General features: G+C 41.7%; 25 protein-coding genes. 18 read left to right on the top strand and 7 right to left on the bottom strand.

The window, feature by feature from the left end:
* Nucleotides 1–355: 355 nt before the first annotated feature.
* From M4D81_RS13470 to M4D81_RS13460, 3 genes are all read left to right on the top strand, one after another.
* A complete protein-coding gene (locus tag M4D81_RS13470; protein WP_194540484.1) occupies nt 356–1,612 on the top strand; it encodes a DUF438 domain-containing protein in 1,257 nt (418 codons plus the stop codon).
* Between the two features lie 335 nt (nt 1,613–1,947).
* Nucleotides 1,948–2,418: a YfjD family protein gene (locus M4D81_RS13465; protein ID WP_260066868.1), complete on the top strand. Its 471-nt coding sequence runs from the start codon at nt 1,948–1,950 to the stop codon at nt 2,416–2,418.
* Nucleotides 2,419–2,595: 177 nt separating this feature from the next.
* Entirely contained in the window at nt 2,596–3,849 is a 1,254-nt protein-coding gene (locus M4D81_RS13460) for a mechanosensitive ion channel family protein (RefSeq protein ID WP_260066867.1), read from the top strand.
* A 94-nt stretch (nt 3,850–3,943) separates the two neighbouring features.
* On the opposite strand, the gene M4D81_RS13455 is transcribed toward M4D81_RS13460, so the two are convergent.
* From M4D81_RS13455 to M4D81_RS13425, 7 genes are all read right to left on the bottom strand, one after another.
* Nucleotides 3,944–4,492 carry a cysteine hydrolase family protein gene (locus M4D81_RS13455; RefSeq protein ID WP_260066866.1) on the bottom strand — a complete coding sequence of 183 codons (549 nt, stop codon included), beginning with the start codon at nt 4,490–4,492 and terminating at the stop codon, nt 3,944–3,946.
* A gap of 108 nt (nt 4,493–4,600) precedes the next feature.
* Nucleotides 4,601–4,966: a winged helix-turn-helix transcriptional regulator gene (locus M4D81_RS13450; RefSeq protein ID WP_071219257.1), complete on the bottom strand. Its 366-nt coding sequence runs from the start codon at nt 4,964–4,966 to the stop codon at nt 4,601–4,603.
* A gap of 146 nt (nt 4,967–5,112) precedes the next feature.
* Complete coding sequence (locus tag M4D81_RS13445; RefSeq protein ID WP_260066865.1) at nt 5,113–5,289, bottom strand: hypothetical protein; 177 nt, start codon at nt 5,287–5,289, stop codon at nt 5,113–5,115.
* A gap of 508 nt (nt 5,290–5,797) precedes the next feature.
* Nucleotides 5,798–6,721, bottom strand: a complete 924-nt coding sequence (locus tag M4D81_RS13440) for an aldolase (RefSeq protein WP_260066864.1) — start codon at nt 6,719–6,721, stop codon at nt 5,798–5,800.
* A 104-nt stretch (nt 6,722–6,825) separates the two neighbouring features.
* The gene (locus tag M4D81_RS13435; RefSeq protein ID WP_106426994.1) at nt 6,826–6,951 is read right to left on the bottom strand and encodes a paeninodin family lasso peptide; all 126 of its coding nucleotides are present in this window, start codon (nt 6,949–6,951) and stop codon (nt 6,826–6,828) included.
* 16 nt (nt 6,952–6,967) lie between these two features.
* Complete coding sequence (locus M4D81_RS13430) at nt 6,968–8,917, bottom strand: asparagine synthase-related protein (RefSeq protein WP_260066863.1); 1,950 nt, start codon at nt 8,915–8,917, stop codon at nt 6,968–6,970.
* Between the two features lie 84 nt (nt 8,918–9,001).
* Entirely contained in the window at nt 9,002–9,472 is a 471-nt protein-coding gene (locus M4D81_RS13425; protein ID WP_260066862.1) for a VanZ family protein, read from the bottom strand.
* A gap of 180 nt (nt 9,473–9,652) precedes the next feature.
* Here M4D81_RS13425 and M4D81_RS34950 point away from each other — a divergent pair, with 180 nt between their 5' ends.
* The 15 genes from M4D81_RS34950 (at nt 9,653) to M4D81_RS13350 (ending at nt 26,641) form a co-directional block, all read left to right on the top strand.
* Nucleotides 9,653–11,623: a glycosyl hydrolase family 28-related protein gene (locus M4D81_RS34950; protein WP_260066861.1), complete on the top strand. Its 1,971-nt coding sequence runs from the start codon at nt 9,653–9,655 to the stop codon at nt 11,621–11,623.
* A gap of 305 nt (nt 11,624–11,928) precedes the next feature.
* On the top strand, nt 11,929–12,681 hold the full coding sequence (locus tag M4D81_RS13415) for a YveK family protein (protein WP_216535010.1): 753 nt from the start codon (nt 11,929–11,931) through the stop codon (nt 12,679–12,681).
* On the top strand, nt 12,662–13,306 hold the full coding sequence (locus tag M4D81_RS13410; RefSeq protein WP_216535009.1) for a CpsD/CapB family tyrosine-protein kinase: 645 nt from the start codon (nt 12,662–12,664) through the stop codon (nt 13,304–13,306). Before M4D81_RS13415 ends, M4D81_RS13410 begins: the two co-directional genes overlap by 20 nt.
* Nucleotides 13,307–13,587: 281 nt before the next feature.
* Entirely contained in the window at nt 13,588–14,478 is an 891-nt protein-coding gene (gene galU, locus M4D81_RS13405) for a UTP--glucose-1-phosphate uridylyltransferase GalU (RefSeq protein WP_260066860.1), read from the top strand.
* Between the two features lie 15 nt (nt 14,479–14,493).
* Nucleotides 14,494–15,189 carry a sugar transferase gene (locus M4D81_RS13400; protein ID WP_397376686.1) on the top strand — a complete coding sequence of 232 codons (696 nt, stop codon included), beginning with the start codon at nt 14,494–14,496 and terminating at the stop codon, nt 15,187–15,189.
* Between the two features lie 36 nt (nt 15,190–15,225).
* The gene (locus M4D81_RS13395; RefSeq protein ID WP_260066859.1) at nt 15,226–16,653 is read left to right on the top strand and encodes an O-antigen ligase family protein; all 1,428 of its coding nucleotides are present in this window, start codon (nt 15,226–15,228) and stop codon (nt 16,651–16,653) included.
* A 14-nt stretch (nt 16,654–16,667) separates the two neighbouring features.
* Entirely contained in the window at nt 16,668–17,645 is a 978-nt protein-coding gene (locus M4D81_RS13390; RefSeq protein WP_260066858.1) for a glycosyltransferase family 2 protein, read from the top strand.
* Nucleotides 17,626–18,435, top strand: coding sequence for a glycosyltransferase family 2 protein (locus M4D81_RS13385; RefSeq protein WP_260066857.1), 810 nt, complete (start codon nt 17,626–17,628; stop codon nt 18,433–18,435). The genes M4D81_RS13390 and M4D81_RS13385 overlap by 20 nt, the downstream gene beginning before the upstream one ends.
* Complete coding sequence (locus M4D81_RS13380; protein ID WP_260066856.1) at nt 18,416–19,768, top strand: lipopolysaccharide biosynthesis protein; 1,353 nt, start codon at nt 18,416–18,418, stop codon at nt 19,766–19,768. The genes M4D81_RS13385 and M4D81_RS13380 overlap by 20 nt, the downstream gene beginning before the upstream one ends.
* A gap of 25 nt (nt 19,769–19,793) precedes the next feature.
* Nucleotides 19,794–20,633, top strand: coding sequence for a glycosyltransferase family 2 protein (locus M4D81_RS13375; protein WP_260066855.1), 840 nt, complete (start codon nt 19,794–19,796; stop codon nt 20,631–20,633).
* 26 nt (nt 20,634–20,659) lie between these two features.
* Nucleotides 20,660–21,712 carry a glycosyltransferase gene (locus M4D81_RS13370; protein WP_260066854.1) on the top strand — a complete coding sequence of 351 codons (1,053 nt, stop codon included), beginning with the start codon at nt 20,660–20,662 and terminating at the stop codon, nt 21,710–21,712.
* A gap of 27 nt (nt 21,713–21,739) precedes the next feature.
* Nucleotides 21,740–22,930, top strand: a complete 1,191-nt coding sequence (locus tag M4D81_RS13365; RefSeq protein WP_260066853.1) for a glycosyltransferase family 4 protein — start codon at nt 21,740–21,742, stop codon at nt 22,928–22,930.
* On the top strand, nt 22,927–24,123 hold the full coding sequence (locus M4D81_RS13360) for a glycosyltransferase family 4 protein (RefSeq protein ID WP_260066852.1): 1,197 nt from the start codon (nt 22,927–22,929) through the stop codon (nt 24,121–24,123). The genes M4D81_RS13365 and M4D81_RS13360 overlap by 4 nt, the downstream gene beginning before the upstream one ends.
* Nucleotides 24,123–25,262, top strand: coding sequence for a glycosyltransferase (locus M4D81_RS13355; RefSeq protein WP_260066851.1), 1,140 nt, complete (start codon nt 24,123–24,125; stop codon nt 25,260–25,262). The genes M4D81_RS13360 and M4D81_RS13355 overlap by 1 nt, the downstream gene beginning before the upstream one ends.
* Nucleotides 25,263–25,264: 2 nt before the next feature.
* A complete protein-coding gene (locus M4D81_RS13350) occupies nt 25,265–26,641 on the top strand; it encodes a sugar phosphate nucleotidyltransferase (protein WP_071219240.1) in 1,377 nt (458 codons plus the stop codon).
* Nucleotides 26,642–26,658: the final 17 nt, after the last annotated feature.

Raw genomic sequence — 26,658 nt, 5'->3', positions numbered from 1 at the left:
GAGCCTTGGTAAAAGAGTGTTACGGATTTTTCACTATAGGGGTTCGACCCCCTTCTATACATACAATAATGAAGCGACCGTAACTGGTCGCTTTTAGTTTATGGTCCCCGATGCAAATTCGGAAACAAGGGTTGTTACGTATTTATGGCTGAGCGGACTTCGTTCAGTCGTGCGGCCATTCCGTCAAGCGGGTAAAGATTTTTCGAAGATGACGTATCACCTTTCTATGTTCAATGAATCTTCATTCCCTATGTGCTTTTAATCACAAGTCACGGTGCATGAGAATGCTAGTTTAGAGATGTAAACAAGATAGAGCTTAATCTTTATATATTGAAACAAAACAGAGGTGATGAACATGAGTGAATTAATTAATAACCGTGAGGAAGGAATTTCTGCTCATCGAACTGCCCGGCTACATTTGCTCAAGGAAATCATTAAAGAGCTTCACCATGGAAAAAGCGTGGAGGAAGTAAAGTCAAAATTCAACCAAGCTGTAGGCGAAATATCGGTTGATGAAATATCGGAGCTGGAGCAAGTGCTGATGCAGGAGGAAGGAATCCCGGTAACCGAAGTACAGCGACTGTGCAGCGTGCATGCTGCGGTATTTAAAGGTTCCATCCAAGACATTCACAGAGCCCATAAGCCTGAAGAGCAGCCTGGACATCCTGTGTTTACCTTTAAGATGGAGAACCAAGAAATCGATCGACTGGCAAACTTCAAAATCGCACTGCATCTGGATCAGTTTCTTAAGGATCAAGGAGAGGCAAATCGCCTCAAATTGCTGGAGGATTTCAGTCTCCTCTATGATGTAGACAAACACTACAGCCGCAAAGAAAATTTGCTGTTTCCTTTTCTTGAGAAATACGGAATTTATGGACCGACCAAGGTGATGTGGGCAGTAGATGACGGTATCCGAATGGGCATAAAAGAAGTGAAATCCAAACTTACTCATTTTGATGGGCATGCCGAGATCGTAGTGGATCTGGCCAGACGCGTCTTAAACGAAGTTACAGAAATGATCTATAAAGAGGAACATATCTTATTACCTATGGCTCTGGAAAAGTTAACGGAGGATGAATGGCTTCAAATTGCTGCCCAAAGCGAAGAGGTCGGTTATTGCTTGATTGCGCCCGATCAACAATGGAATCCTGAAAGAGCAGCTGAGCCTGGCGCAGATCAGGGATTGGCGTCTTCTCCGCTGCAAGAGGGATATATCCGAATGAGTACAGGCATTTTATCGGTCAAACAGATGGAATCCATTTTAAATCATTTACCGGTCGACCTAACCTTTATCGATGAACATGATATCGTTCGATATTTTTCCCAGGGCAAAGAACGAATCTTCGTTCGTACCAAAGCGGTGATCGGCCGAAGTGTTCAGAACTGCCATCCTCCGCAAAGCGTTCACGTCGTCAATCAGCTGCTTGCTGATTTCAAAGCAGGTGTCAAAGATGCAGAGGATTTCTGGATTCCGGTTAAAGATAAATTTGTCTACATTCGCTATTTTGCCGTAAGGGATGAAGAAGGGAACTATTTAGGCACGCTGGAATTCACTCAAAACATTAAACCGATTCAGGAGCTCACCGGTCAAAAACGGATTCTCTCTCCGTAAGTGTATAGAAAACATCTTGACTAACGCGATCCGGCGAATTGTGGTTTCAAGCAGCCACGCTTCGCCATCATACATACTAAAGGGGCTGTCCCGAATGTCATTGTAAATGACGGAGACACGGCCCCTTTTTTCATTTAGTCAAACATAAAGAAACCGCTCTTTGATAAAATGGAGGTACCACCCAACCATAAACCAAAACGAGACGGTTTCTTGGTACATTCATCGCGCCGTTGTACGGTTGGAGCCTTTGTTGGTGATGGCGCAGCTAAAGTGGTCAAAAATAGAGTTCGCTGGATTCGCGGACTATTCAAATAATTTCAGAAAGGCGCTAAATCATGAACGCGATATCTTATCGGAAATCCGTAGCATGGGGCAAAGCACTTGGCAGTTTACTGTTTGTGCTGGCCTGCCTGTTTCTGTTGTACGCGGCTTTTTTTATGGATACTTCCTTTATTCGTAAGTTTTTTTGTATCACATCAGCCATAATAGGGATTCCGTTTTTTGGAGGATATTTGCTTGTCAGCTTGCCAAAGGCACTGAATTCAGACACGCAGCTGCTCACCTACGATCAAAATTCCATTTCAGATGGAATGCGGACCGTGGCCTGGACGGAGATTACAAGTATCAGCTACAGCGGACCATCCATTCGGAAGTGGCTGCTTCCGAAATTTCCTGTGCTTATTTTTCATTTGAAAAACAGAGAGACCTGGACCGTGAATACGTATTATTTGTTAACCGATACTGAAATTCAGTCTGTCATGAAGCGCCTGCGGGGGCTAATCAGCCGTAACGGAAAGGAAACGTAATAGATCGGATCGAATCAGACTAAAAGCGCACCGAATCGGTGTTCTTTTTTGTTTTCCTCACAGACTTACCAAGCATCTTCCAAATCAACCCAGCGATGTCTTATCTTGAACTTTGCGTAGTACTAGAATCTCCTCTATAATAATAGGCTAATCTTAAACTGCATTCAGGAGGAAACAATGGACTTTATCAAAAATCAACTAGACGGATATGGCATGAGCGAACAAACCATTGGATATCTTTCGAATATGATCATGGTCGTATTTATCGCGGTGATCTCCATACTGGCTAATTTCATAGCCAAAAAAATCGTGCTGAAGACGATTATTCATATCGTCAACAACAATCGGTACACGTGGGACAATATCATCGTAGAGAAAAAAGTGTTCCACAAGCTGTCGCATCTCGTACCGGCAATCATTATTTATTTTTCGGCGTCCATCTTTCCGGCTTATCAAGTTTTGATTGAAAAAGCTGCAGCAACGTACATGATTATCGTCACCATCACGGTGTTGAATGCGCTGCTTAATGCTTTTGATGACATTTATCGTTCGTTTGAGGTCTCCAAGATCAGACCGATTAAGGGATACATTCAGGTGGTGAAGATCGTTCTCTTCATCATCGGTGGCATCGTGGTCATCTCGAACCTCATCGGGCAGAATCCTTTGATCATTCTCAGCGGGCTTGGTGCTTTATCGGCTGTTCTGATGTTGGTTTTCAAGGACTCCATATTGGGCCTGGTAGCAGGCGTTCAATTATCATCGAATGATATGGTGCGCGTTGGCGACTGGATTGAGATGCCGAAATATCATGCGGACGGCGACGTCATCGATATTACATTGAATACGGTAAAAGTAATGAATTTTGATAAAACGATCACGATGATTCCAAGCTACGCCCTCATCTCGGACTCGTTCAAGAATTGGAGAGGCATGCAGGTATCCGGCGGCAGAAGAATTAAGCGAAGCTTCTATGTCGATACGAGCAGTATCTGCTTTTGCACCAGGGAAATGATTGAGGAATTTCAGAAGATTCACTATCTTACCGATTATGTCACGACAAGAGTAAATGAAATTAACGCCTACAACATCGAACACCAGATTAATACGGAAAGTAAAGTGAACGGCAGACAGCTTACGAATGTGGGCGTATTCAGGGAATATATCCATCAATATCTGCGGAATCATCCGAAAATTCATAAGGATATGACGCTGATTGTCAGACAATTAGCGCCGGGAGATAACGGACTTCCATTGGAAATCTACGCTTTCAGCAATGACACCAACTGGGGAGTATATGAATCGATTCAAGCAGATATTTTTGATCATATCTTTGCCGTTGCGCCAACCTTCGGGCTTCGTGCCTTCCAGAATCCAACCGGCCATGATATCGTCCATCTCAAAGAAAGCCCGGAGTATTCGCGAGGGTATTAGATCAGCTTTAAGGAATGTATATTACAAATAGGTACCCGTAGTCCGCACCTTTTAAAGTGTTCAGACCATGGGTACCTTTCTAATAAGAGTCCCCTCAGATCAAGTCGTGAAGTCTGCTCGTGTCGACTACTTGAGCAAAGGTATCTTGTAGCGATGCCATAAATGTATCATGGACGGTTTTTGCAGGAATTACTGTATCATTCCATACTAAATCTCGGGTGGTGCACGCATCACTGAGCAATAGAACTTCATAGCCGAGGCGACTTGCCGTTCTCACGGTCGAATCGATACAGATGTGGCTCATCATGCCGCCAATGACCAACCGCGTGACTTCAATGGATTCGAGATATTCTTGCAGTTCCGTTTGAAAAAAGCTGTCTGGCGTGTGCTTAACGATGACTTGTTCGTTGGATTGGGGTTGTACGCCTTCATGAATGTTGATCCCTTCGGTATCGGGGAGAAAAAATGCAGCGTTATCCTCCAGAAGAATACACTGAATGTGGACAATAGGTAAATTCTTTTCCCGGAATAGCGACAATGCTTCTTGAGCATGGGTTAACGCTTGATCGGGATGGAATAATTCATTTCTACCTCCTGGAAAGTAATCATTCTGAATGTCTACTAATAGTAACGCAGTATTCATGGTTCATGGCTCCTTTACTCGTAGTAAAATCGGTTTCTACAAGTATTATAATTTTGGACCCGTAAACGGTGAATTACCCACTTTTTTGTGGGTATGGTGATCATGATTTCATAACTTATAACGAATGCCTTTGCGGTCGAGAAGCTCGGTTTGACCCCGCTCCACCATATATTCAATGCCGATCTCTTGCATAATCAGTACCGCCTCTAACAGCTTCCTCCCGCGTTCCGTAAGATAGTATTCTACGTGTAACGGATACCCTTCCGTTTTGATTTTATCAACGATCCCGCAGGATATAAGTTCTCTTAAATGCTGTAGCAACATCTTTTGGGTGATCTGATCAATATCTCGCTCCAGTTGGGCTAAGGACGTGTTCCCATTTTTTAATTGATATATGATCATGGTTTTCCATTTGCCTTTTATTATGTCATGAGCAATCTCCAATGGGCAGGTACATATCTCTCGAATTATCATCGAACTCACCTCTATGACATCATAACAAAAGTAATAAAATCGTGACACTTGAACATAAAAAAGTAGCATGTACACCATAAGAAAAGCGACCGCTAAGGGTCGCTTTTTTACGTTTTCTCAAGGAATGAGGCTAGTCACTGACGCTCCTAATGATAGTTCTTGGATTCATTTTCTTTGTATTTGTCATCGCTGTTATGCAGCGCTTGTTTCCGGCGATCGTTGCGGGCTTGTTGCTGTTGCTGGGCCTCTTGACTGTTTACAGGTGTTTCTGCCAGTTGTTCCACCGTGTTGACCAGGTTCTTGTCCGGTTGGTTCGTGCTCAATGGAAAGCACCTCCTTGTTTACTTTTTTTCGGTTATGAAGTTTATTATGTGCTGGCATAGGAAGGGCTATTCGTAGGCCGCATAAAGGTATTCACGGTTTCAAACGAACGTTAACGACGGCTGATGGAGGCAGACAGAAGCTTGTCAAAGTGGGGCTGAAATCGGGTTATTATGAGATGAACCTGTTTTATGGTGTGAAGAGCGTGCATGACTGGAATATAACGGCGAGGAAGAGCTAGCGCGAATTACGGAATATGTAAAACAAACGTTTGACAAAGAGCTGCTGGACGTATTTTTCACAGCTATTGAGTGCATGCCGCTGGACGACTAAATCGTGCATGATACATACACCTCCACACGAGGCTTTGACTTGTTGATGAGCTGTGGAATAGTGAAATGATCCCCAAACGACAGGTTTGGGGATTCTTAATAGAGGGGACATATGGTATCGAGGGTGTCTGAGGGCTGAAGGATATGATTCAAGAAAAGACTCATGAAGTTCATGTGTTTATTCACTTATGGCATCTACAACCATGGCCGTTAGCTCGTGCACGGTATGTTCGTTTAATGGACGCTGAATCTGGTACATAGCCATACTCCCGGACATACGCGCTGTGATGTCAAAATGCCACTTCGTTAATCCGCTGCCGGATAAAAGTTGGTTTCGATAGGTATGACGATGCAGCAGCGGCAGCTTCTCTAATTTATCAATCTCACGTATATGTAGTTGACTGCAATCCGTCTTCACGAGCTCAAAAATGCCAGCCAGCGGCAGGGGATTATTGGAGAATTGGGATGTGACGGGGACGGCGTACTTGGTTTCACGCTCGAACAAAGGTCGAAATTGCCTGGAATCCATACCGAAGACTTCAAGGCTTTCCTGCCAAAGCTTTTGTTGAGGATAAGCTGGCGTTGCGTAAGGAATATTTTGTTGGTCCAGCGTCACAGCGATAATGTCATCCGTTAATAATTGGTATCCTTTCTGCAGAAAGGCAGAGGCCAGCGTCGACTTCCCGTGTCCAGAATGGCCGATGAAGGCATAGGCTTTATGGTCAATGACTACCGCACTGCCGTGCAGGGGGAGTATTCTACGCTGCAATAGAAGGGCACCCATACAAGATCCCAGCACGTACAGCCGGATTTTATCCTCCGCTGCCCCCTTCTCTGGAGAGACAGAGATGGTCGACCCGTTCTCTATTGCAAAAACAGCGAGTTCAGGTACTCTGAACATGACCATATCTTCAGTACATACCCATGTTTTATTCGATGTATCAGATCTTCCAAGCCATCTTTCAGTCAGATCAGCATAACGGACGACAATATCGGCATAATCGTCCGGGAGGACGACGGGCTGTAACTCAGGCAGGGGAATGTCACTATGAATGGAAAACCCGAAGGCCTTATATGCGGTTGGCTTAAACGTTTGAAGCATGGTCCTCACTCCAATGATTAATATGCGAATACAAAAAGATAGCCCTTATACCCGATCAGGCGTATAGGGGCTCTTTTTATCAGAAAAAATGATGACTTTATATGTTAGCTGGTGTGAACCATTTCGTCCGGATCGGGTTGCACTCCATCCGGAATTGCACTACCAGGACCAGCCATGGTCATTTTGATGTCAAGAACCTCCAAAGCAGGTACGCTCCATTCCTTTTTCATATAGATTCACCTCCTTTCAAAAGTTTTTTTGAAGAAATCGGTACAGAATGAGGCTGCGCATTAGGAGTTTGATCGAGGAATTATAGGCTTGATTCGGGCTAATTCCCTGGTGGGCTTCCGCTAAGGCCTCGTGTATGACAGGCATGTTGATGATCTGCTGCATTCGGGAATCTCGGTATACATGATCCAGTTCGTTTAAAAACAAAGGCCAGTCATTTAGCATTCGATGGATTGAATCTGCCGCTTGGATTCCTCTCGTTCGATGATTAAGACGGATGGAATCAGGGAGCCAGCCTTTTGTGGAACGGCGGATTAACGCACGGTCCATCCCTTTCTGAACGAATTGTTCCATTGGTGTTGATAGGCAGAAACGAATGACCCTTAGATCATTGGAGGGATCATGGCTCCACAGGGAGTAGCGAAGAGAGAGTTTACAATTACTTGTGCCGGTTGCGCTCCACATGTTGACTCTTTCGTAATGCACTCTTCTCGCTTCTAACGGGTCATCAGGTAAATCGTCAGTAGAACCGATTCCAGTAAATGCAGGGTCATTGAGCTTTTCATAAATACCCACTCGTTTAGCGTAGTCGGAATTAATTAATTGTGGGAAATCGTAGGAAGCGATTGGGGAACCGAACCGTTTCAGTAACGGAATGGCTTTACGGCTGACAATGGAATATAACCGTCTGCGACTCACTCCAACGTTCCTGCTGTATCGTTTGATTTCCTGACTCAATTGAAGCCAATTAAGGTTTTTCATGAGTTTGGTGTAATGTTCGACCGCAGGACCCCAAGAGATGCTGTAATTTCCTCGGGCGCCATTGAGCAGAATACCGATATCTCGTTGTTCAGCATGTTCGTAAATGCCTCGAAGCCAAAACGAATTATCAAAAAACTTATATGGAGACTCCAGGATGTCAAGCCAATCATCGATTTCCGTGAAAGCACTTCTTCCGGAGAAATCCAAATAATGGTCGTTAATGTTCCCCACGAATTGCACCGTTTGCTTAATGAGAGGTCTCTCGTCTGCAAGTCTGTGCTTCGGCGTCCAATCCACAAATCCGGTTTCTGGCACGTAACTGAAGGTATGTAGCGAACGGTTTTCATGCTCTAACGCTCTGGCCGCAAAACTAACCACCGAACCTGAATCCAATCCTCCGCTAAGATGAGCTCCGACATTCCGTTTCGTTCGCCGAAGCCGTGCGGTTACGGCTTTGTTGAATACTTCCCGGAAAGCCTCCTCATACTCTTCTGATGAAGCCAATTGCAAAGGAATGACATCCGAGAGGCTATGGTATCGGCTAACCGATACGTTATCATTCTTAATGATGATTTTATGAGATGGCGGCAGTTGAAGGATGTTTTTGTAAATCGTAGTGGATACGTCCGGCGGTTCAAAAACGCCACTGATTGCCAGAAACTCAGCCAGCCATGTTTCGTTGATCTCTTTATGTACGAAAGGTAATGAAAATAATGGATTGATGGCCGTACAGAAGCAGATCTGCTGCTCATTATGATGGTAATAGAGCGTTCTTGTGCCGGAAAAGTCTCTAGCTCCGAAAAGGAGCTGCTTTCTCTCGTCCCAAATGATGAAAGCAAAGTCCCCGACTAACCGTTCCGGCATTCGTTCGGACCATTTCTCATAGGCAAGGAGCAGAACTTCACTGTCTGTCATATGCTGTCGTGAGTGATGCGGTACTTGCAATTGATCCATTAATTCATCGCGATTGTCGATAATGGCGTCAGCCGTTATGGCAAGCCCCCGGTTCAAATCGTAGGAAGGTAAACGTTCATGGACGGATTGCTCCGTAATCCACTGTGCATGACAACCTAACATGATGTGATTCATGTTCCATAACCTACTTTGGTTGGCCGGATATTGCCTCAAAGCCTCCATGATAAGTCCGCCATGCTCCGACTGGACCACTTCCCCATTAAAACGATAAATACCGGCGATAGCACTCATTTGAATTTCCTCCAATTGGACCAGAACAATCACTACTCGATACCTATTGTATCGTTGTTATTATATAATACGATACAAAACGTATCAATGTTTTTTTTCTTCTTGTTTTGGATGATTTGAATTGGTTGAAATAACAAGATTAGCGTTTCGTTTATGCCTGGAGCTTTTACGGAACAGGATGAGACAGCAAAAATAAGCTAGGAGAACACCGAGGGAGTCGTTAATCACATCATAGATCCGGCCACCCCGGAAGAAGAAGAGCTGGAGGATCTCCGTTAAAGCGGCGTAGATGATACACAAATAAAAAGCCGATTTATATTTCCCGAAATTTGAAGCGAGCAAGGCAAGAATAAAGAAACCGATGAAATGACCTATTTTCCGCAAAATCCAGTCGTTACTAGCCCATTGGAAGTCAAGTTTTAGCAATTCCGACCAATCGGGATTTGGATTGAGCTGGAAATCAATAATATGATATTGGATCAGCAGATTGAAGTTAACGGAGCAAGTGAAGATGAATAGGGCAAGAGCCCAGATAATCGTAAGAACGATACGCATAGAAAAGCTCCTTTTGGATAGCGCTTCATTTATATAGGTATATTAATTTAAAATTTAGGAACCAGAATGGTTATTGATACATAATGTATCTAACCAAGATTGTATATTATAGCAGCTGTAGACATATTTCAAGTTAAAATAAATGGCGTTTGAATGAAAACAGGCATGGAGGAGATCAAAATGACCAACGAACATACGAATTACATGAAGATGAATAAATGGTCTCCAAACGATAAGTTGCTACTGGAAGACCTAAGTTTCAACTTCGAATTGTTAGATGAGGAAATGAAGAGCCGCGGAATTAATGTCAAATGGTTCGGAGCCGTTGGTGATGGTAAGACTGATGACACAATGGCATTCCAGGCAGCGATGGCAATGTGCGATATGCGTTACAAGCTGTTTGTCCCTGCAGGTGCTTATCGAATCAGACAAACGATCGAGAACAATAGCCGCGGGATTTATGGAATTGGCTCTTATGTGGATAGTGGACAAATGGGCACTAGGATCATTTGGGATCCCCTCGACACTACAACAGATTTGCTCCCTTGTATTAGAATCCGAAACGCTGGGGTAAAAGCTGTGTTCGAAGATTTTGGAGTTTACGGAATCGTCCAATATAGTTCTAGAAGACTCTCCACTTGGGTTAACAAGCAACTATTTGAAGAAAGCTTATATGATATGTTTTCTAAGGGGACTGTAGCAATCGAAGTGGCGGGTTCCGCAACACCAATATTCAGGAATATTACAACATCCGGTGTAAAGGTAGGGCAGTTGCTTAACAGTACCCATGGGCATGTATCCTCATATGATTGTTCTTGGAACGGATTAATTGGTGTTTATTGTCGTATAAATTCTGTTGATTACTTTTACCAAGGTGGTGGTATATCTGGAGCGTTTTGCGGGATTATGCTGGGCACTACATTAACAGCAGGCCATCGTGGGGGCTTTGATGCTACTATTCATAGAACACATCTTGGATTTTCACCTTACGCAATTTATCAGTGCATTGATAGTGGACTTGATGATTATAACAAAGCATCTTCAGTTATGGGGTTAGGCGGTATATACACAAATGCACCGTTCGAACAATGTGGAGAAGCAGCAATTAAATTATTGACCAAATCAACCACATCTAACTTGAGGATGTTCGGTTTCGGTTTTACCTGGTCGGCACCTAATTATTCTTCAAATTCCTCTAATTGGGAGTACCCACTTCCAGATGATTTGAAAAGACCAGATGAGAAACAGCAGTTTGCGGTATGGTTTGGAACCATTACAGGTACTACATCATTTAATGATAGTTTAGGTAGATTGAGGAAATCAAATGCTGTGGGCGCGGTCGGAACTGCGTTTATAGAGACTTTAACCGGTGATAAAGAGCCAGATTTGTCTGGATTAACGATTGCAGATACGGTTATTCGCAGGAAAGTCTCACCGTTATACAAATCCATGGATTTACAGGCTCGCATGCAGGAAAGAGAACATAGAACACTTATGCCGGTTTCATCACCGAACTTATTAAGAAATCCAGAGGTGCTATCGAATTGGTCGATACTGAATGGGGGAGGATTAAGTCTCGTGACTGCAAGTCAAGTCCCAATACCCATCACAAATGAGATGAAGCAGGTTATTGGAAGTAATCCAGTTATACTAAAGGTGTCTCCGGATGGGATCAATTCACCAAGTATTAGAATAAAATTTAATGCACAGAATTTACCATATCAAGGGGATGCAAATAGAAACTTGGCGATGCAATATTTCATTCTGGAAACGGAATATGAAAGTTCATCGATATTTAAATCGATGGGAAATATTATAGCGCAGAATGCAGAGTATATTTTTAATGATGCGATAACGTGGACAACGAAAGGCTGGAAACATATTCGGGGGAGAGAGTTAGCAAGTAAAACGGGTCTGTTGCATGAATTCAATATAGGGTTTATACCAAGAGTAGGTGATACCTACATTACAGGAGTGATGGTCACATGGGATCACATTGGCTCCTATTCACCATATTCCCATAGTTTTATGACAAGTACTTTAGAAATCGGTGGATCAGGAAATGGAATAATATTAACCGATCCAGCTACAGGCAGTAGATATCAAATATCTATTCTCAATGGCAATTTGAATATTACACCAGTAATCTGATCGATCAATATTTATAGTTACCAGTAAAAAATCGGAATCATTGATACTTCAATATCAATGATTCCGATTTTTTGCTGGTGCGGTACTTTAAGACTAGAACAGAAATGTAAGCGTTTTTAGCAAATGCGCCATTATTTTTGGGATACAAAACGTCACAAAATCCTTGACATGATACAAATTGTATCGTAGATTATGGAATATGAACTACACAAATCGTAGCACTGATCTTAGATCATGCACATATTTGAATCTAAATATACACTTCAATACTATCCCAGATTTTATGCAGGAGGTTACAAAGCGAAATGGAACTTAAACAAATTTTTAGAATTGTTCAGAAGAAATGGTGGTTGATAGCGACAATAGTAATTATTTCGATTGTAGCGACTGGAGTGAAAAGCTTCTACTTCACAACGCCGATATACGCAGCAAATGCAAAGCTTATAGTAAACCAGTCTTCGGGGGATGGAGGGGCTAGTCTCAATGCAAGCACGATCCAGACAAGTATCTTTCTAATTAACTCATATAAGGAGATCATAAAGTCTTCTGCCATTATGAATAAGGTAGTAGAGGAATATCCTGATCTGGGTTTGAATGCGTGGCAATTGTCAGCGAAGATATCTGTCACATCAGCTAACAATTCACAAGTTATGAATCTGATCTATGAGGATACATCCTATGCCAGAGCTGCCGAAATTGTAAATGCGGTTTCCACAGTGTTCAAGGAGCAAATCCCTCACATTATGAATGTTGACAACATCACGATCTTGAGTGAGGCGGACATGACAGCATCCCCTGTACCAATTAATGTAAACCCCATTATGAACTTGTTAATAAGTTTCGTTGTTTCGCTCATGCTGGCTACCGGACTTGTATTTATCCTCGATTATTTAGATGACACTTTAAAAACAGAAGATCAAGTTTCTGAAACGTTGGATGTTCCGGTACTGGCCGTTGTGGGTACGATCTCGAAAAGTGACCTGAAGAAATCGGCAAGAATGAAGTCTAAAGTAAAAACGAAAGTCGGTGAGAGTCCATATGCGACGATCAATCAATGATAGCAGCCTTATAGCATACACGAATCCTAAATCGCCTATATCAGAAGTGTATCGGCTGCTTCGCACTAAGATTCATTTCTCGTTAAAGGATCAGGAATCGAAGGCGATTGTGGTCACATCTTCTCAAGCAGGAGAAGGCAAAACTACAACGATCAGCAATCTAGCAATCACTTACGCACAAGAAGGTAAAAAGGTGATTCTAATTGATGCGGATCTGCGTAAACCTTCGCTTCACCGTGTTTTCTCCATGCCTAATCACCAAGGCTTAAGTACATTGTTGACCGGACTCACTAATATGCAAGATACGATTCAGGAAACGATTATTAGCCATCTTTCACTGTTGACTTCCGGGCCAATACATTCCAATCCTTCTGACCTTATAGATTCTTCAGTGATGAAGGAATTACTGAAGGATTTAAAGGAACAATATGATGTTATTCTCATCGATACACCATCGGTGCTTGCTGTAACAGACAGTGTTATTGTTAGCGCTTTGTGTGATGGCGTAATTATGGTGGTTGCTTCAGGTAAGGTGAAGAAAGATCATCTAAAGAAAGCTAAAGAACAGTTGGATCATGTGAATGCTCAAATGCTGGGTGTTGTGCTTAATAAGGAAGCTAGATGATCCTTAACCAATGATAGATGGGTTATCAGATTTCAAGCTGCAGAATTAAAGCGAGGGTATAAAGGTAATGTCTACTGCACCTTTTTCACTGTAGACACTCGGTCACGCTGTGGGTCTTATGACCTTAGACATTATTGTCGAGGGTGTGATGTGAGGGTGGGTTGAATGCCCTTATTTGGGAAATCGAGCTATGTATTTTTTCGGGTGAAATAGCACATAGCTGGGTTTTCTATCATCACAAAGCAGTACTAAGAAAAAAACGGATGGGTAGTGAGAGAAGGATGAAAAAAGTAAAAAAGGCAATTATCCCTGCAGCGGGTCTGGGGACTCGTTTTTTACCCGCAACTAAAGCGATGCCAAAAGAGATGCTTCCAATTGTGGATAAGCCAACTATTCAATACATTGTTGAAGAAGCGGTGGCATCAGGCATTGAGGATATTATTATTGTTACTGGGAAAGGCAAGCGCTCAATTGAAGATCATTTTGATCATGCATTTGAGTTGGAAAACAATTTGTTTAGCAAAGGAAAGTTTGATTTACTTGACGAAGTTCGGCGATCTTCTAATGTAGATATTCACTATATACGCCAGAAGGAAGCGAAGGGACTAGGCCATGCAGTATGGTGTGCCCGAAACTTTATTGGAAACGAACCATTCGCTGTTCTTCTTGGGGATGATATTGTGCAATCCCAGACACCTTGCATCGGGCAACTGGCGGATCAATTCAAACAATTACAAAAATCAATAATTGGTGTTCAAGTTGTCCCTTATGACCAAACATCTCGTTATGGCATAATAGCCCCCATGAATAAATCCGGACGAATGTATGAAGTTGAATATCTTAAGGAGAAACCACCTGTAGGTAATGCTCCATCTAGATTAGCCATTATGGGAAGATACATTTTGACTCCGGAGATATTTACATATTTGGAACACCAGGAGGAAGGTGCTGGTGGTGAGATTCAACTGACGGATGCTATACAGAAACTGAATGAGAACCATGGTGTATATGCATATGAATTCGAAGGAATTCGTTATGATGTAGGCGAGAAACTGGGATTTATAATGACTACACTTGATTTCGCATTGCAGAATAAGGAACTTCGAATGCCTCTTCTACAAGGGTTGGAAACCATTCTAGAAAGAGAGCATCTGGGTAAAATTAATAGCTAATGAGGTGAAGGTTAAGTGTCTCTCACACCGCAACGAAATGACGTAGAAGCTGTTCTTGATAAAAATACTATTTATACTAAGTTTGCTCCTGATGAAAAATCTAAATTGGTGTATCTCATGATTAAACGAACAATTGATATCATCTGCGCACTCGTTGGTCTTCTTGTGTTAGCCCCTTTCTTTCTAATTGTAGCTATTCTAATTAAGCTGGAAGACCCGAAAGGGTCTATTTTTTTTTATCAGACACGCATCGGTAAGAACGAAAAACCATTCCGGATGTATAAGTTTCGCTCTATGGTTTCAAATGCCGAAGAACTTCTAGAGAACCTGCTTGATCAAAATGAGATCAGAGGAGCAATGTTTAAGATGAGAGATGATCCTCGGATCACAAGGATTGGTAAATTTATTCGAAAGACGAGTTTTGATGAATTGCCCCAGCTATGGAATGTTATTCGCGGAGAGATGTCGCTTGTAGGACCAAGACCGCCTTTACCAAGAGAAGTTGCGGAATACAGTAACTATGATAAGCTACGGCTGCAGGTTACACCTGGTTGCACTGGATTGTGGCAGGTAAGTGGCCGTAATAACTTAAACTTCGACGAAATGTTGAAATTAGATTTGGAGTATATTGAGCATAGAAGTTTATGGCTTGATATAAAGGTCATGCTTAAAACAGTGAAAATAATGATACTCCCGAATTCAGCATACTAAATCATACTTGCATGATAAAAGGGGAGAAAACGTAAAGTGGAGAAGGTAAACAGAATAAATACCATGAACTCCAGTTTTAGAAATATTATCCCAATTTCCTTAACACTCTCAGGAGCAATAATTTTAGGATTAATAATTGGGGTTTTATGTTCAGTTAGTTCATTACATATGAATCTGCTGCAGTTCACAATTCTGCTCTTTATGATTTTAATTTCGCTTTATCTTAGTATCTATAGACAGAATCAGTTATTGCCTTTTATAGTTTTGGTTTGGGCGCTGAGTCCAGAGGTTAGGCGGATTATCGATTGGTTGTTTAGCACTTATAGTGAAGTTTCAATTATTTCGATTCTTCCCCATTGTGTCAGTTTAACTCTTTTAATTCCAATTATAAAAAATATTAGATCGATAAATAAAAGAGTTAAAGTTATAGCTATTATTATGGGGGTAACACTGGTCTATGGGTTTATCATCGGATTCCCAAGATACGGCATGTCATCCTTGTTTGAATTACTAAACTATGCTGTTCCTTTTCTTACTTTCATTTATATAAGTGTTTGTAATTTAAATATTGATGTGCGCTATAGATGGTTACGAAGCCTATCTTTTATAGGAGTATTTGTATCGGTATACGGAATATATCAATACCTCATTCTTCCTGAGTGGGATCAATTTTGGATGCTAAACGCAGGAATGAAATCTATAGGGGCACCCGAGCCACAAAACTTTCGATTGTTTTCAACAATAAACTCTCCTGGACCAACAGGGGTATTTCTTGGGATTACGTTAGCTATAATGACAGTAAATTCTAGATGGAGAGCGTTTGGTTTAATAGGAACGATGCTAGTTGGCTTTGCATTACTCCTTACTCTGGTTCGTAGTGGTTGGATTGCATATATCGTTATCATTTTAGCCTATTTATTTCGATCGCAATTGAAAAATAAAATGATGTTAATCGCTGTTCTTGCAGTCATTGGCTTGGCTTACCAATTTTTACTCCCGTTATTACCTGGAGCTTCGAGTATAACTTCACGTGTCTCAACATTAAGTTCATTAGAAGACGATCATTCCTTTAATGAACGAATTAGCTTCGCAAGCAACGTCCTTTCTAGTATTAAGGAAAACCCAATTGGGAGGGGATTAGGAAGTACTGGGATTTCATCAAAAATTAGCAACAATTCTGATGCGGTTACTTCCTTTGATAATGGTTTTTTAAACATATTTTATACATTCGGCCTACCCTTAGGCTTAGCATTGATAGTGACCTTGTTTTATTTGGCGGTTTACTTTTTTAAGTTAAGTCGAATTGAAAAAGAATTTTCTTCATTGTCTTTTGCAATTATTGTAGCAATCTTGTTTCTATTAACAGGCAGCAACATTATTCCAGGTATTGCAGGAGTTTTACTTTGGCTTATTATAGGACTTACATTTATTTCAACCACCAAGCTGACAGGAAAACTGAGTTAAGGAGGACTCGTTAATTGAGAATAAGTGTAATTATTCCAACCTATAGAAGGGTTGAAGATCTTAAACGTTGTTTAAGATCTCTAAATGATCAGATTAGAAAAGCAGATGAAATCATTGTGGTGGTTAGAGATATCGATAGAGAAACACAACTATTTCTGGAAAACTTCGAATATATTTATGGTGTCTATAACACCATTATTGTTAATATACCAGGGCAAGTGCATGCTTTAAATCAAGGTATTGAACAAGCGACCGGCGATATTATTTCAATAACGGATGATGATGGCGCTCCATGGCCAGATTGGTTGAAAAATGTTGAGGAACATTTTATTCGAGATGCCCGAGTAGGTGGAGTAGGTGGAAAGGATTGGCTTCACAATAACTTTGTATTAGAAACTGGAAAAAGGGACATAGTGGGCAAGATTCAATGGTTTGGAAGAGTTATTGGGAACCATCATCTCGGTCACGGAACATTTAGAGAAGTTGATTTATTAAAGGGTGTCAACATGAGCTTTCGAGCAAGTGCAATAAAGAACATCAGATTTGACGAAAGGCTTATGGGCAAGGGTGCACAAGTTCATAACGATATGGCTTTCTGTTTAGAAGTAAAAAGAGCGGGTTGGAAATTGATTTATGATCCAAATGTAGCATTGAATCATTATTTAGCGGAACGCCATGATGAAGACAAGAGGAATCAAAGTTTTAATTATGATGCGAACTGTAATGCCGTTCATAACGAAACGCTTGTTTTGCTAGAGCACCTTTCAAAAAACGTAAGGGTGTTTTTTTTAGTATGGGCTGTATTAATTGGTACAAGATCCTCATGGGGTGTGGCTCAACTTGTTCGATTCTATTCGAAGGAGAAAAAGCTTGCTATTATAAAATTTAACTCCAGTATAAAAGGACGGAGGAATGGCTGGAGAACTTGGAAAAACTCCAATATGCTCAATAAGCGAGGTGTGATTTCAGAGAATGTCAATATCAACAATTAAAATCTCTGTCGTAATTATTACTCAAAATGAAGAAGATAAAATAAGAAATGCAATAAATTCTTCAATTAAAATTGCTGATGAAATAGTAGTAATTGACGGAGGCAGTACTGATAACACGATAACAATCGCAAAGGATCTGGGATGTAAAGTATTCTGTAATCCATGGCCCGGTTATGCAAAGCAGCGTAATTTTGGAGCTAATGTGGCTGAGAATAATTGGATATTCTTTATAGATTCAGATGAAGAAATTGATGAAGGGCTGCAAACTTCATTATTAAAATGGAAGAGTACTAATGAAGGTGATGCCAAAGCTTATTCTGTATATCGAATAGGCGATTTCCTAGGAAAATGGATGGGGAACGGCGAGTATTTAGTAAGGCTTTACAAAAAAAGTGAAGTTAGAATTAAAGATGTATTGGTTCATGAAGGTCCAGATGTAGAGGCAAATGAGGTGACTGCCTTAGAAGGGATCCTATGGCATCATGGTTTTAGAAGCATCAATGATCATGTTCAACGCTTTAATAAATATACAGATTTAGAAGCGGAGAAGGATTACATTAATAATAAACGATTTAATATATTTAGATTATTTTTTAGACCGCCAGCGAAGTTAGTATATGTATTATTTATTCGCGGCTTGATAACCAAGGGTATAGCAGGTATTAGTGTGTCCTTCTTTTGGATGTTTTATGAGTTTCTCAGAGAGATAAAGCTTTATGAAATTTCAAAATATAAAAACAATAAAAAGGCCTTGACTAGGAGCTTTCAGGATGGGAAAAGTGTTATCTAGGAGAGATAAATGGACTCGGAATTTTATGCAAACCTTTTCGAGTCAACTGGTTATAATGTGTGTTAATTTGTTGTCGGGTGTCATATTATCTCGTGGGATGGGTGCTGAAGGCAGAGGACAATTCATTTCAATAACAATGTGGTCAAATCTTCTTTACTGGGCGTTGAGCTTTGGAGTTTATCAAGCAGTATTGTACTTCATGAAGCAACACAATGGTCAAAAGAACGACATATTTAGAACTTTCCTGGTCTATACATTAATTACTTGTATAATTGCAATTGCAGTTGCGGAGACAATTATTGTTCCTTTAGTTACTGATGGATACGATACTGGAGTGATAATAGCCGCAAGAATATATTTTATAGGAATTGTTTTTGCTGGATTTGCCGATATTCTCATGGCGACTTTAGCAAGTGAAGAGAAGTTCGGTTACTCCAATATTCTTCGTATGTTGATTCCAGGATTCACAACATTAGTTATGTTAGTTTTATTTTTTTTAGATATTCTTACTTCTCAAACGGCCCTGTATACATCATTCATTACATCAAGTTGTTTATTTCTTGTAAATGTATTTAAGATGATAAATTTGAAGTATATCGGTGGTAAAGTAGACTGGCCACTCATGTGGCAAGCTTTTAAGTATGGGGCTAAATCACATGGGGGCAGTGTGGCCGGATTAGCATCTAATAACTCAAGCCAAATGACTATATCTGTATTCTTGTCTTCTGCGTCACTTGGTTTATATTCAACCGCACAAAGTTCAGTTAGCCCTCTAAATACTATAACTTCGACTATAGGCATAACAGCACAGCCTATGTTAACAGCAGAGGAAAAAAACAAAGTTCATTTGCGAGTCGTTGAGATCATTCGAAAAACAGCCTTTGTAATTGGTATATGCTCATTTGTATTAGCATTACTTCTTCCTCTAGCTATCCCGATCGTCTATGGTCAAGAATTCACAGCCGCTATTATTCCAGCATTAATTATATTACCGAGTGTTATGTTTAATAGTATTTCGAATACATATAGGAATGCCTTGAACGGTGCAGGAATGACATTTATTAATACAAAAGCAGAGATTATCGTTCTGGTTTTCACTGCTGTATTTCTTTTTGTATTTTTGAGCAGTTGGCAGCTGGAAGGAGCAGCAATTGCAACGACTTTATCTAGCGTTGTAAGATGTATTGTTTTCTACAATGAGTATAGGAGGCGTATATATAGTATTTCGGTGTTAGAGATGATACCAACTTGGAAAGATGCGAAAGGTATTTATGCATCGTGGGTTAATCTCTGGAACAAGAGATTAAATAAAGCAACCGCAAGCAAGGGATAATATCAGAGAATTTTTGAGGTGTTAAATGAAAATTCAAATTTCCGTATGTATATGTACTCGCAACCGGCCGGAGGAACTTGTAAAGGCGATTCAATCAATACAGAAATCAACGTACCCAGTGCATGAAATAATTGTTTCGGACGATAGTACAGATTCAAGAACAAAAGATATCCTTGTGGATTTTCCAGATGTTATCTATGTTCAAGGACCGAGAAAAGGCTTGTGCGCTAATCGGAACAATTCGCTGAACCAAGCCACGGGGACTTACGTAATGTTTATGGATGACGATGTAATAATGAGGGAAAATTTTATTGAAAGCATCACTGGTGCGCTATCCCACGACATGCATAATCAAAATCTTATTATCAGTGGAATTGAATTTAATAACGGAGAACATGTGTATCCCAAAGAGCAAACATTTTTAGGTTTTCAACAGAAACCGTACAAAGATGAGGAATTAATGACTATTGTAATAAATAGCACTATATTTCCAAGAACATTATTTAATGTAATAAGATTCGACGAACAATTAATATACGGGTATGATGAAGTGGATTTAACTACTCGAGCCACGGGTTGTGGATTTAAAATAATCCTTTGTAAAGAAGCAGTGAATAATCATTACCCATCTATTCAAAACCGAGACTATTACAAGCCTGTTAAAGAAGCTTCCCGCATTTATGTAACCTATAAACGATACAAGAAAACAGAGAAAGCTAATCTAAAAGCATACACTTTCATTTTGTTTGCAAGCTGCCATGTAATATTAAGTAAATTGAAAGCAAGTGGCTTCAGAGGGTTGAAGGATGCATTCAATACTATTCAGATTTCTCGTCAATACATTCGGAATATGAATAATTTATAATATTGAGTACTGAACGAGGTGATCGATTGAATATTCTCCATATAGCCAATCATGTCAAACAGTCGGGTAACGGAATCGTCAATGTCATGATTGACTTAGCTTGTGAGCAGGCTAAATTAGGTCATAATGTGGCGGTTGCATCGGAAGGCGGGAAGTATGTAGATCTGCTGCAAAAGAATAGTATTCAACACTATAAACTGGATCAGACCAGAAGGCCGGCACAGATGATGCAGGCCTTTTTTAATTTCCGAAAAGTAGTCAAACAATTTAAGCCAGATATTATCCATGCACATATGATGACTGGAGCATTGCTATCACGGGTCGCAAGGGGGTTTCGGAATTATAAAATTGTAACCCATATTCACAATGAATTTCAGAAGAGTGCGGATATTATGAAGGTTGGTGATTCGGTAATAGCAGTAAGCCAGGCGGTTGCGACAGCGATGTTAAACCGTGGTGTTCAGGAGCAGAAACTGCACATCGTACTAAACGGAACTGTCGGAAGTTCCCGAAAGGAAGCAGCCGAAGAGGTATTACTCGAAGGGCTATCTATTGTAACTGTAGCTGGTCTTTACGAACGGAAAGGAATAAATGATTTGCTTGAAGCTTTCGAAATCGTTTCTTCTGGATATCCTGAGGCAAATCTATATCTTCTAGGAGATGGCCCGGACAGATCAAAGTTTGAATTGAAAGCTAAACAATCTATTGCGAGAAATAATATCCACTTCTTGGGATTTAAATCTAATCCGCAAAATTACATGAGGGCTGCTGATATTTTTGTATTGCCTTCGCATAAAGAATCGTTCGGCCTAGTATTAATCGAAGCCCGGGAAGCAGGCTGCGCCATTGTCGCAACGAATGTTGATGGAATTCCAGAAGCTCTTGATTTTGGTGAATCAGGTATGCTGGTGCCACCCAAATCACCAGATAAATTGGCAGAAGCCATCATGACAATGATTCAGGATTCCGGAATGAGAAACCAATACCGCAAGAGAGCAATGACAGGGCTGGAGTATTATTCTGTAGAGAGAGTAGCGAAAGATACATTAAAGATCTACGAAGGAGTACTCATTAGTTAAATCATACAGAAGAAAAGAGAGATAATCATGAATGTGCTATCGACTGGAATGGGCTGGATAGATATCCAGTACGGAGGGCTGAACCGTTATTTTGCCGATTACTCTAGTGCCATGAAAGAACATGGGCATTCTGAACTCGGCTTTATCGTTGCACCACAGGGATCACAATTAAGCACGGATCTCAATATCAAAAATGTTACAAATGAAGTGGAGATAAAGCATTATTTGCCTCGAATGAGATTAATTCAAAAGCATACGAACCAAGCGGTGAGATCTTTTCAACCGGATGTGTTTAATCCTCATTTTGCCTTTTATACTACGATGGTTACGAGGAGAGCAATCCCCCCCCATGTACCAATCGTAACACATTTCCACGGCCCTTGGGCGTTGGAAACAGAAGTACAACAGACGAAGACGGCAACGAACGCCATCAAAGAAACCAAGTTCTGGATCAAAAAGCAAGTAGAGCAATTGACCTACCGCCGTTCCGACAGTTTTATCGTACTTAGTGAGTATTTCCGTGATGTATTGACCGAAACCTACGGCGTAGATGAGCGGAAAATACATATCATACCCGGTGCAGTGGATCATAATCGCTTCCGGCCGCATCCAGATCGTAATGAATTGAGACTGCAATTAGGCATCTCCTCCTATCAACCTTTACTCTTCTGTATCAGAAGATTGGTTCGCAGGATGGGGATCGACCGACTGATTCATGCCATGGTGGATGTGGTCCGAGTATTCCCTGAGGTCCGATTGTTCATTGGCGGAGACGGGCCGATGCGGGCGGAGTATGAAGCGCTGATCCTTCGCCTTGGACTTTCTCCCAATGTGAAACTGCTTGGCAGAATATCCAATGAGGAGCTTGTTGAGTACTATCAGGCTGCGGATATCAGTTTGGTGCCGACACTGACTTTGGAGGGATTCGGCCTTATAACTATTGAGTCGCTCGCTTGTGGCACGCCGGTACTAGGAACTCCTTATGGGGGAACAAAAGAAATCCTGCATCAGATATCGGATGATTTGATGTTTAATGACGGTACTGCTGAATCGATTAGCAACAAAATCATTGATGTTCTGAATAAAGATTCATTCCTTCCTTCGCGGGAAGCGTGCAGGGATCATGTATTGAATCGGTATACATGGAGTCGAGTGGCAGAATCGGTGACCGAAGTATTTACCGAAGAAGTCGAGAAAAGAAAGGTATTCAGAACATGAAAATCGCCTTTTATAACCATACAAGCACGGTAAGCGGGGCGGAAATCAGTCTCCTGTTGACCGCAAAATATTTAACGGAGGCGTATCCGATTATATTTGCCCCGGAAGGGGAGCTGCTGCAGAAGGCACGCCATATAGGGATCGAGGTTGTTGCTCTGCCAAGCTATCGGGCGAGAATGACCAGAAATCCATTTCTGCTTATAGTCTATATGATAGGGATGCTGTGGGCAGGATGGAAGCTTGCTCTTCTCATGAAAAAAAGCCGAGTGGATCTCATCCATGCAAATTCCATAAGAGCAGGTATCATGGCCGGACTATTCAGATGGTACCATCGACTACCCGTTGTATGGCACATTCGAGACATGCCTCCCCAAGGTAATATTGGCAAGCTTATCAAAAGGTTTGCAGGGAGTACGGCTAAAGCGCTGATCTGTATTTCAGAATCTGTCTTACAGAGTATGGAGCATCCTTCCGTAGCTGGGCGTTGTCGCCTTGTGCATAACGGTGTGGAGCTGAAGATTTTTCATAAAGAAGAGAAACAAAGGATTAAAAACCGAATCCGTTCGGAATTACAAACTTCCCAAGAAGCACGAGTGTTGGCCATTATCGGTCAAATTGCTCCCTGGAAGAGGCAAGAAGATGCCATAGAAGCATTCGCCAGTCTTATTCATGAAGAACGGGATGCAGTTTTATGGATCGTCGGGGAAGCCAAGTTCAGGCATGAGAACGAACGTTATCTGGAAAGATTGCAAGAGATGGTTAAGGATTTTGGTCTTGAAGACAAAATCATATTTACCGGGTTCCGGGAAGATGTATTGGAGATCTGCTGTGCTGCGGATCTCCTTTTATTATGTTCGGATCATGAACCTTTCGGCAGAGTCATCATTGAAGCCATGTCACAAGGTACTCCTGTTGTGGGAACCAGAGGCGGCGGTGTGCCTGAGATCATTGAACATGGGATGAGCGGGTTCATGTACGAAATCGGAAACATAGATGAACTCGGTCATTATATCCGTCAAGTACTCGATGATCAGGTCATATGGTCTTTATTTAGTCAAAATGGGCAGGAAAGAGCAAGGGAGATGTTTTCCATTAAGCAGACATCTCATAAAGTTCAACAGATTTATAAGGAGCTCTTGGCGAGACCCGGCGTCGAGTTTATAGAACGCCAGCAGGCGAAGGAGATTGTATAATGCGGAATTTGAAAGTGGCTATCGTACATGATTACCTCAATCAGATGGGAGGAGCCGAACGGGTTGTGGCTGTATTCCACAAGATGTTTCCCGATGCTCCAATTTATACGACGATCGTCGATCAGAATAAACTGCTTCCCGAATTGAAAGACGCTGTGATTCATACCACGTGGATGCAGCGCATACCTGGGATATTGAGCAAATTCAAACTCTTCTTCTGGCTGTATCCTTTCGCGGTTCGATCTATGAACGTAAAAGATTACGATCTTATTCTAAGCTCCAGCAGTGCTTATGCTAAAGGCGTGAGGAAGGGAAATCAGAGTGTGCACGTTTGTTATTGCCATGCTCCCATGCGCTTTGCGTGGAATTTTGAAGCCTATATGGACAGTGTGCAAGTGCCGAATCTTGTGAAGCGAATTGCCAAATGGTTTACCTACCCCCTTCAGGCATGGGATAAGAACAACTCCAAGCAGGTGGATTACCTCATTGCCAACTCCACCATCGTGAAACAGAGGATCAGGCAATGGTATGGATTAAATGCGTCCATTATATTTCCTCCTGTAGAAGTTAGCCGGTTTAGCATCAATGAAGAGAAGCCGGAAGATTATTTCCTGGTTGTTTCCAGACTAGTATCTTACAAAAGAATTGACCTCGCCGTAGAGGCCTGTACCCGGTTGGGCAGACGGCTGCTCGTGGTTGGGGATGGACCGGATCGACAGAGGCTTGAGCAGTTAGCAGGTGATAACATCACTTTTCTCGGCAGAAAAAGTGATGCAGAGGTTGTCCGCTATATGCAGCGTTGCCAAGCGCTCATTTTTCCGGGGATTGAGGATTTCGGGATTACACCGCTTGAAGTGAATGCATGCGGTCGCCCGATCATTGCTTACCATGAGGGTGGAGCTTTGGACACGGTTGTAGCGGAGAAGACGGGGCTGTTTTTCAATGAACAGTCGATAGACTCGCTTTCCGAAATAATTAGACGCTTTGATCAATATGATTGGAATCCGGAATGGATTCGGCAGCATGCTGAGAAATTTAGCGAGGATGTATTCGTCAAACGGCTGCAGTCCAGCATCGACGGCCTGATCAGAGCAAGAGAGATTAACGCTAAGCTTATGGAAGTTGAAGGGAGCTATTAATCATGCATATTGTTCTATTGTCTGGGGGCAGCGGCAACCGATTATGGCCGTTATCCAATGAGACACGTTCCAAGCAGTTTCTGAAAATATTGGACGGGGAGTCGGGACGACGCCAGTCGATGGTTCAGAGAGTATGGAGTCAGTTAGGACAAATGGACCTTCAACAATCCGCGGTTGTGGCAACGGGAAAATCGCAGGTAGAGCTGCTCCAAAATCAGCTCGGTTATGAAGTGGAAATTATCGTTGAACCGGAACGGAGGGATACTTTTCCGGCAATCGCTTTATCGGCGGGCTATTTGTATTCCGTTAAAGGTATCAGTCTTAATGAGGTTGTCGTCGTACTTCCGGTAGATCCGTTCGTTGAGGATCATTTCTTCGAGAAGGTGAAGGCATTAGAAGCGTTAATGCTGGAAACAGATGCTGATCTAGGGCTGATGGGGGTTTCACCTGATCATCCATCTTCCAAGTTTGGTTATATTGTACCTCAATCAGCATCGATTTTAGAGGATGTTACGGAGTTCTACAAGGTAAGCCATTTTGTAGAGAAGCCTAACGCAGAACATGCGCTTCAGCTGTTAGAGCAGAAGGCGCTTTGGAACTGTGGCGTGTTTGCTTTTCGGCTGGAATTTCTCATTCATTATTTAATGGACCATTCGCTTCCTATTCAATACGATGAACTTCTTCATCAATATCGACGCATCGAAAAAACAAGCTTTGATTACGCCGTGGTTGAGAAAGCGAAGGACATTGTTGTTATGCCTTATAAAGGAATGTGGAAGGATTTGGGCACTTGGGATGCGTTGACCGAAGAAATTCATACCCCTTTGATTGGAAAAGGAACCTTAACCGATGATTCCTCCAATACCCATGTCATAAATGAGCTGGATATTCCCATAACGGTCATAGGTGCGCCTAATTTGATTGTTGCCGCTAGTCCCGATGGTATTCTGGTCTCTGAGAAGAGCGCCAGTATGCGAATAAAGGAAGTGCTCCAATTCGGAGAACAACGGCCTATGTATGAAGAGCGCCGCTGGGGACGATATCGCGTACTTGATTATATCAAGTATCCAAACGGTAACGAAGTATTGACAAAACGGATATGCGTTTTAGAAGGGAAGAATTTAAGTTATCAGTATCATTTGCTGCGCAGTGAGGTGTGGACGGTCATTTCCGGTCATGGCGAAATGGTATTAGATGGTAACGTTCGAATGATCGCAAAGGGGGATGTTATCGTCATCTCGGCTGAAGCAAGGCATAGTTTACGCGCGATCACGGATATTGAAATCATTGAAGTACAAACAGGTAGCGAATTGATTGAGGACGATATTGTAAGACTGGCGATGAATTGGGATGAGATCAAGATTAGTGTTTTGAATTAGCATGTAAAATTAATGAA

The organism is Paenibacillus sp. p3-SID867 (assembly GCF_025142895.1).
Classification (GTDB): domain Bacteria; phylum Bacillota; class Bacilli; order Paenibacillales; family Paenibacillaceae; genus Paenibacillus_AQ.
The sequence above is the reverse complement of the archived record's forward strand: the minus strand, read 5'-3'. Positions and strand labels throughout refer to the sequence as shown.

Excerpts from the sequence above, each read along its gene's own strand:
- M4D81_RS13470 (WP_194540484.1), top strand. The coding sequence starts at position 356 with ATGAGTGAATTAATTAATAACCGTGAGGAAGGAATTTCTGCTCATCGA.
- M4D81_RS13465 (WP_260066868.1), top strand. The coding sequence starts at position 1,948 with ATGAACGCGATATCTTATCGGAAATCCGTAGCATGGGGCAAAGCACTT.
- M4D81_RS13460 (WP_260066867.1), top strand. The coding sequence starts at position 2,596 with ATGGACTTTATCAAAAATCAACTAGACGGATATGGCATGAGCGAACAA.
- M4D81_RS13455 (WP_260066866.1), bottom strand. The coding sequence starts at position 4,492 with ATGAATACTGCGTTACTATTAGTAGACATTCAGAATGATTACTTTCCA.
- M4D81_RS13450 (WP_071219257.1), bottom strand. The coding sequence starts at position 4,966 with ATGATAATTCGAGAGATATGTACCTGCCCATTGGAGATTGCTCATGAC.
- M4D81_RS13440 (WP_260066864.1), bottom strand. The coding sequence starts at position 6,721 with ATGCTTCAAACGTTTAAGCCAACCGCATATAAGGCCTTCGGGTTTTCC.
- M4D81_RS13435 (WP_106426994.1), bottom strand. The coding sequence starts at position 6,951 with ATGAAAAAGGAATGGAGCGTACCTGCTTTGGAGGTTCTTGACATCAAA.
- M4D81_RS13430 (WP_260066863.1), bottom strand. The coding sequence starts at position 8,917 with ATGAGTGCTATCGCCGGTATTTATCGTTTTAATGGGGAAGTGGTCCAG.
- M4D81_RS13425 (WP_260066862.1), bottom strand. The coding sequence starts at position 9,472 with ATGCGTATCGTTCTTACGATTATCTGGGCTCTTGCCCTATTCATCTTC.
- M4D81_RS34950 (WP_260066861.1), top strand. The coding sequence starts at position 9,653 with ATGACCAACGAACATACGAATTACATGAAGATGAATAAATGGTCTCCA.
- M4D81_RS13415 (WP_216535010.1), top strand. The coding sequence starts at position 11,929 with ATGGAACTTAAACAAATTTTTAGAATTGTTCAGAAGAAATGGTGGTTG.
- M4D81_RS13410 (WP_216535009.1), top strand. The coding sequence starts at position 12,662 with ATGCGACGATCAATCAATGATAGCAGCCTTATAGCATACACGAATCCT.
- galU (WP_260066860.1), top strand. The coding sequence starts at position 13,588 with ATGAAAAAAGTAAAAAAGGCAATTATCCCTGCAGCGGGTCTGGGGACT.
- M4D81_RS13385 (WP_260066857.1), top strand. The coding sequence starts at position 17,626 with ATGTCAATATCAACAATTAAAATCTCTGTCGTAATTATTACTCAAAAT.
- M4D81_RS13380 (WP_260066856.1), top strand. The coding sequence starts at position 18,416 with ATGGGAAAAGTGTTATCTAGGAGAGATAAATGGACTCGGAATTTTATG.
- M4D81_RS13375 (WP_260066855.1), top strand. The coding sequence starts at position 19,794 with ATGAAAATTCAAATTTCCGTATGTATATGTACTCGCAACCGGCCGGAG.
- M4D81_RS13365 (WP_260066853.1), top strand. The coding sequence starts at position 21,740 with ATGAATGTGCTATCGACTGGAATGGGCTGGATAGATATCCAGTACGGA.
- M4D81_RS13360 (WP_260066852.1), top strand. The coding sequence starts at position 22,927 with ATGAAAATCGCCTTTTATAACCATACAAGCACGGTAAGCGGGGCGGAA.
- M4D81_RS13355 (WP_260066851.1), top strand. The coding sequence starts at position 24,123 with ATGCGGAATTTGAAAGTGGCTATCGTACATGATTACCTCAATCAGATG.
- M4D81_RS13350 (WP_071219240.1), top strand. The coding sequence starts at position 25,265 with ATGCATATTGTTCTATTGTCTGGGGGCAGCGGCAACCGATTATGGCCG.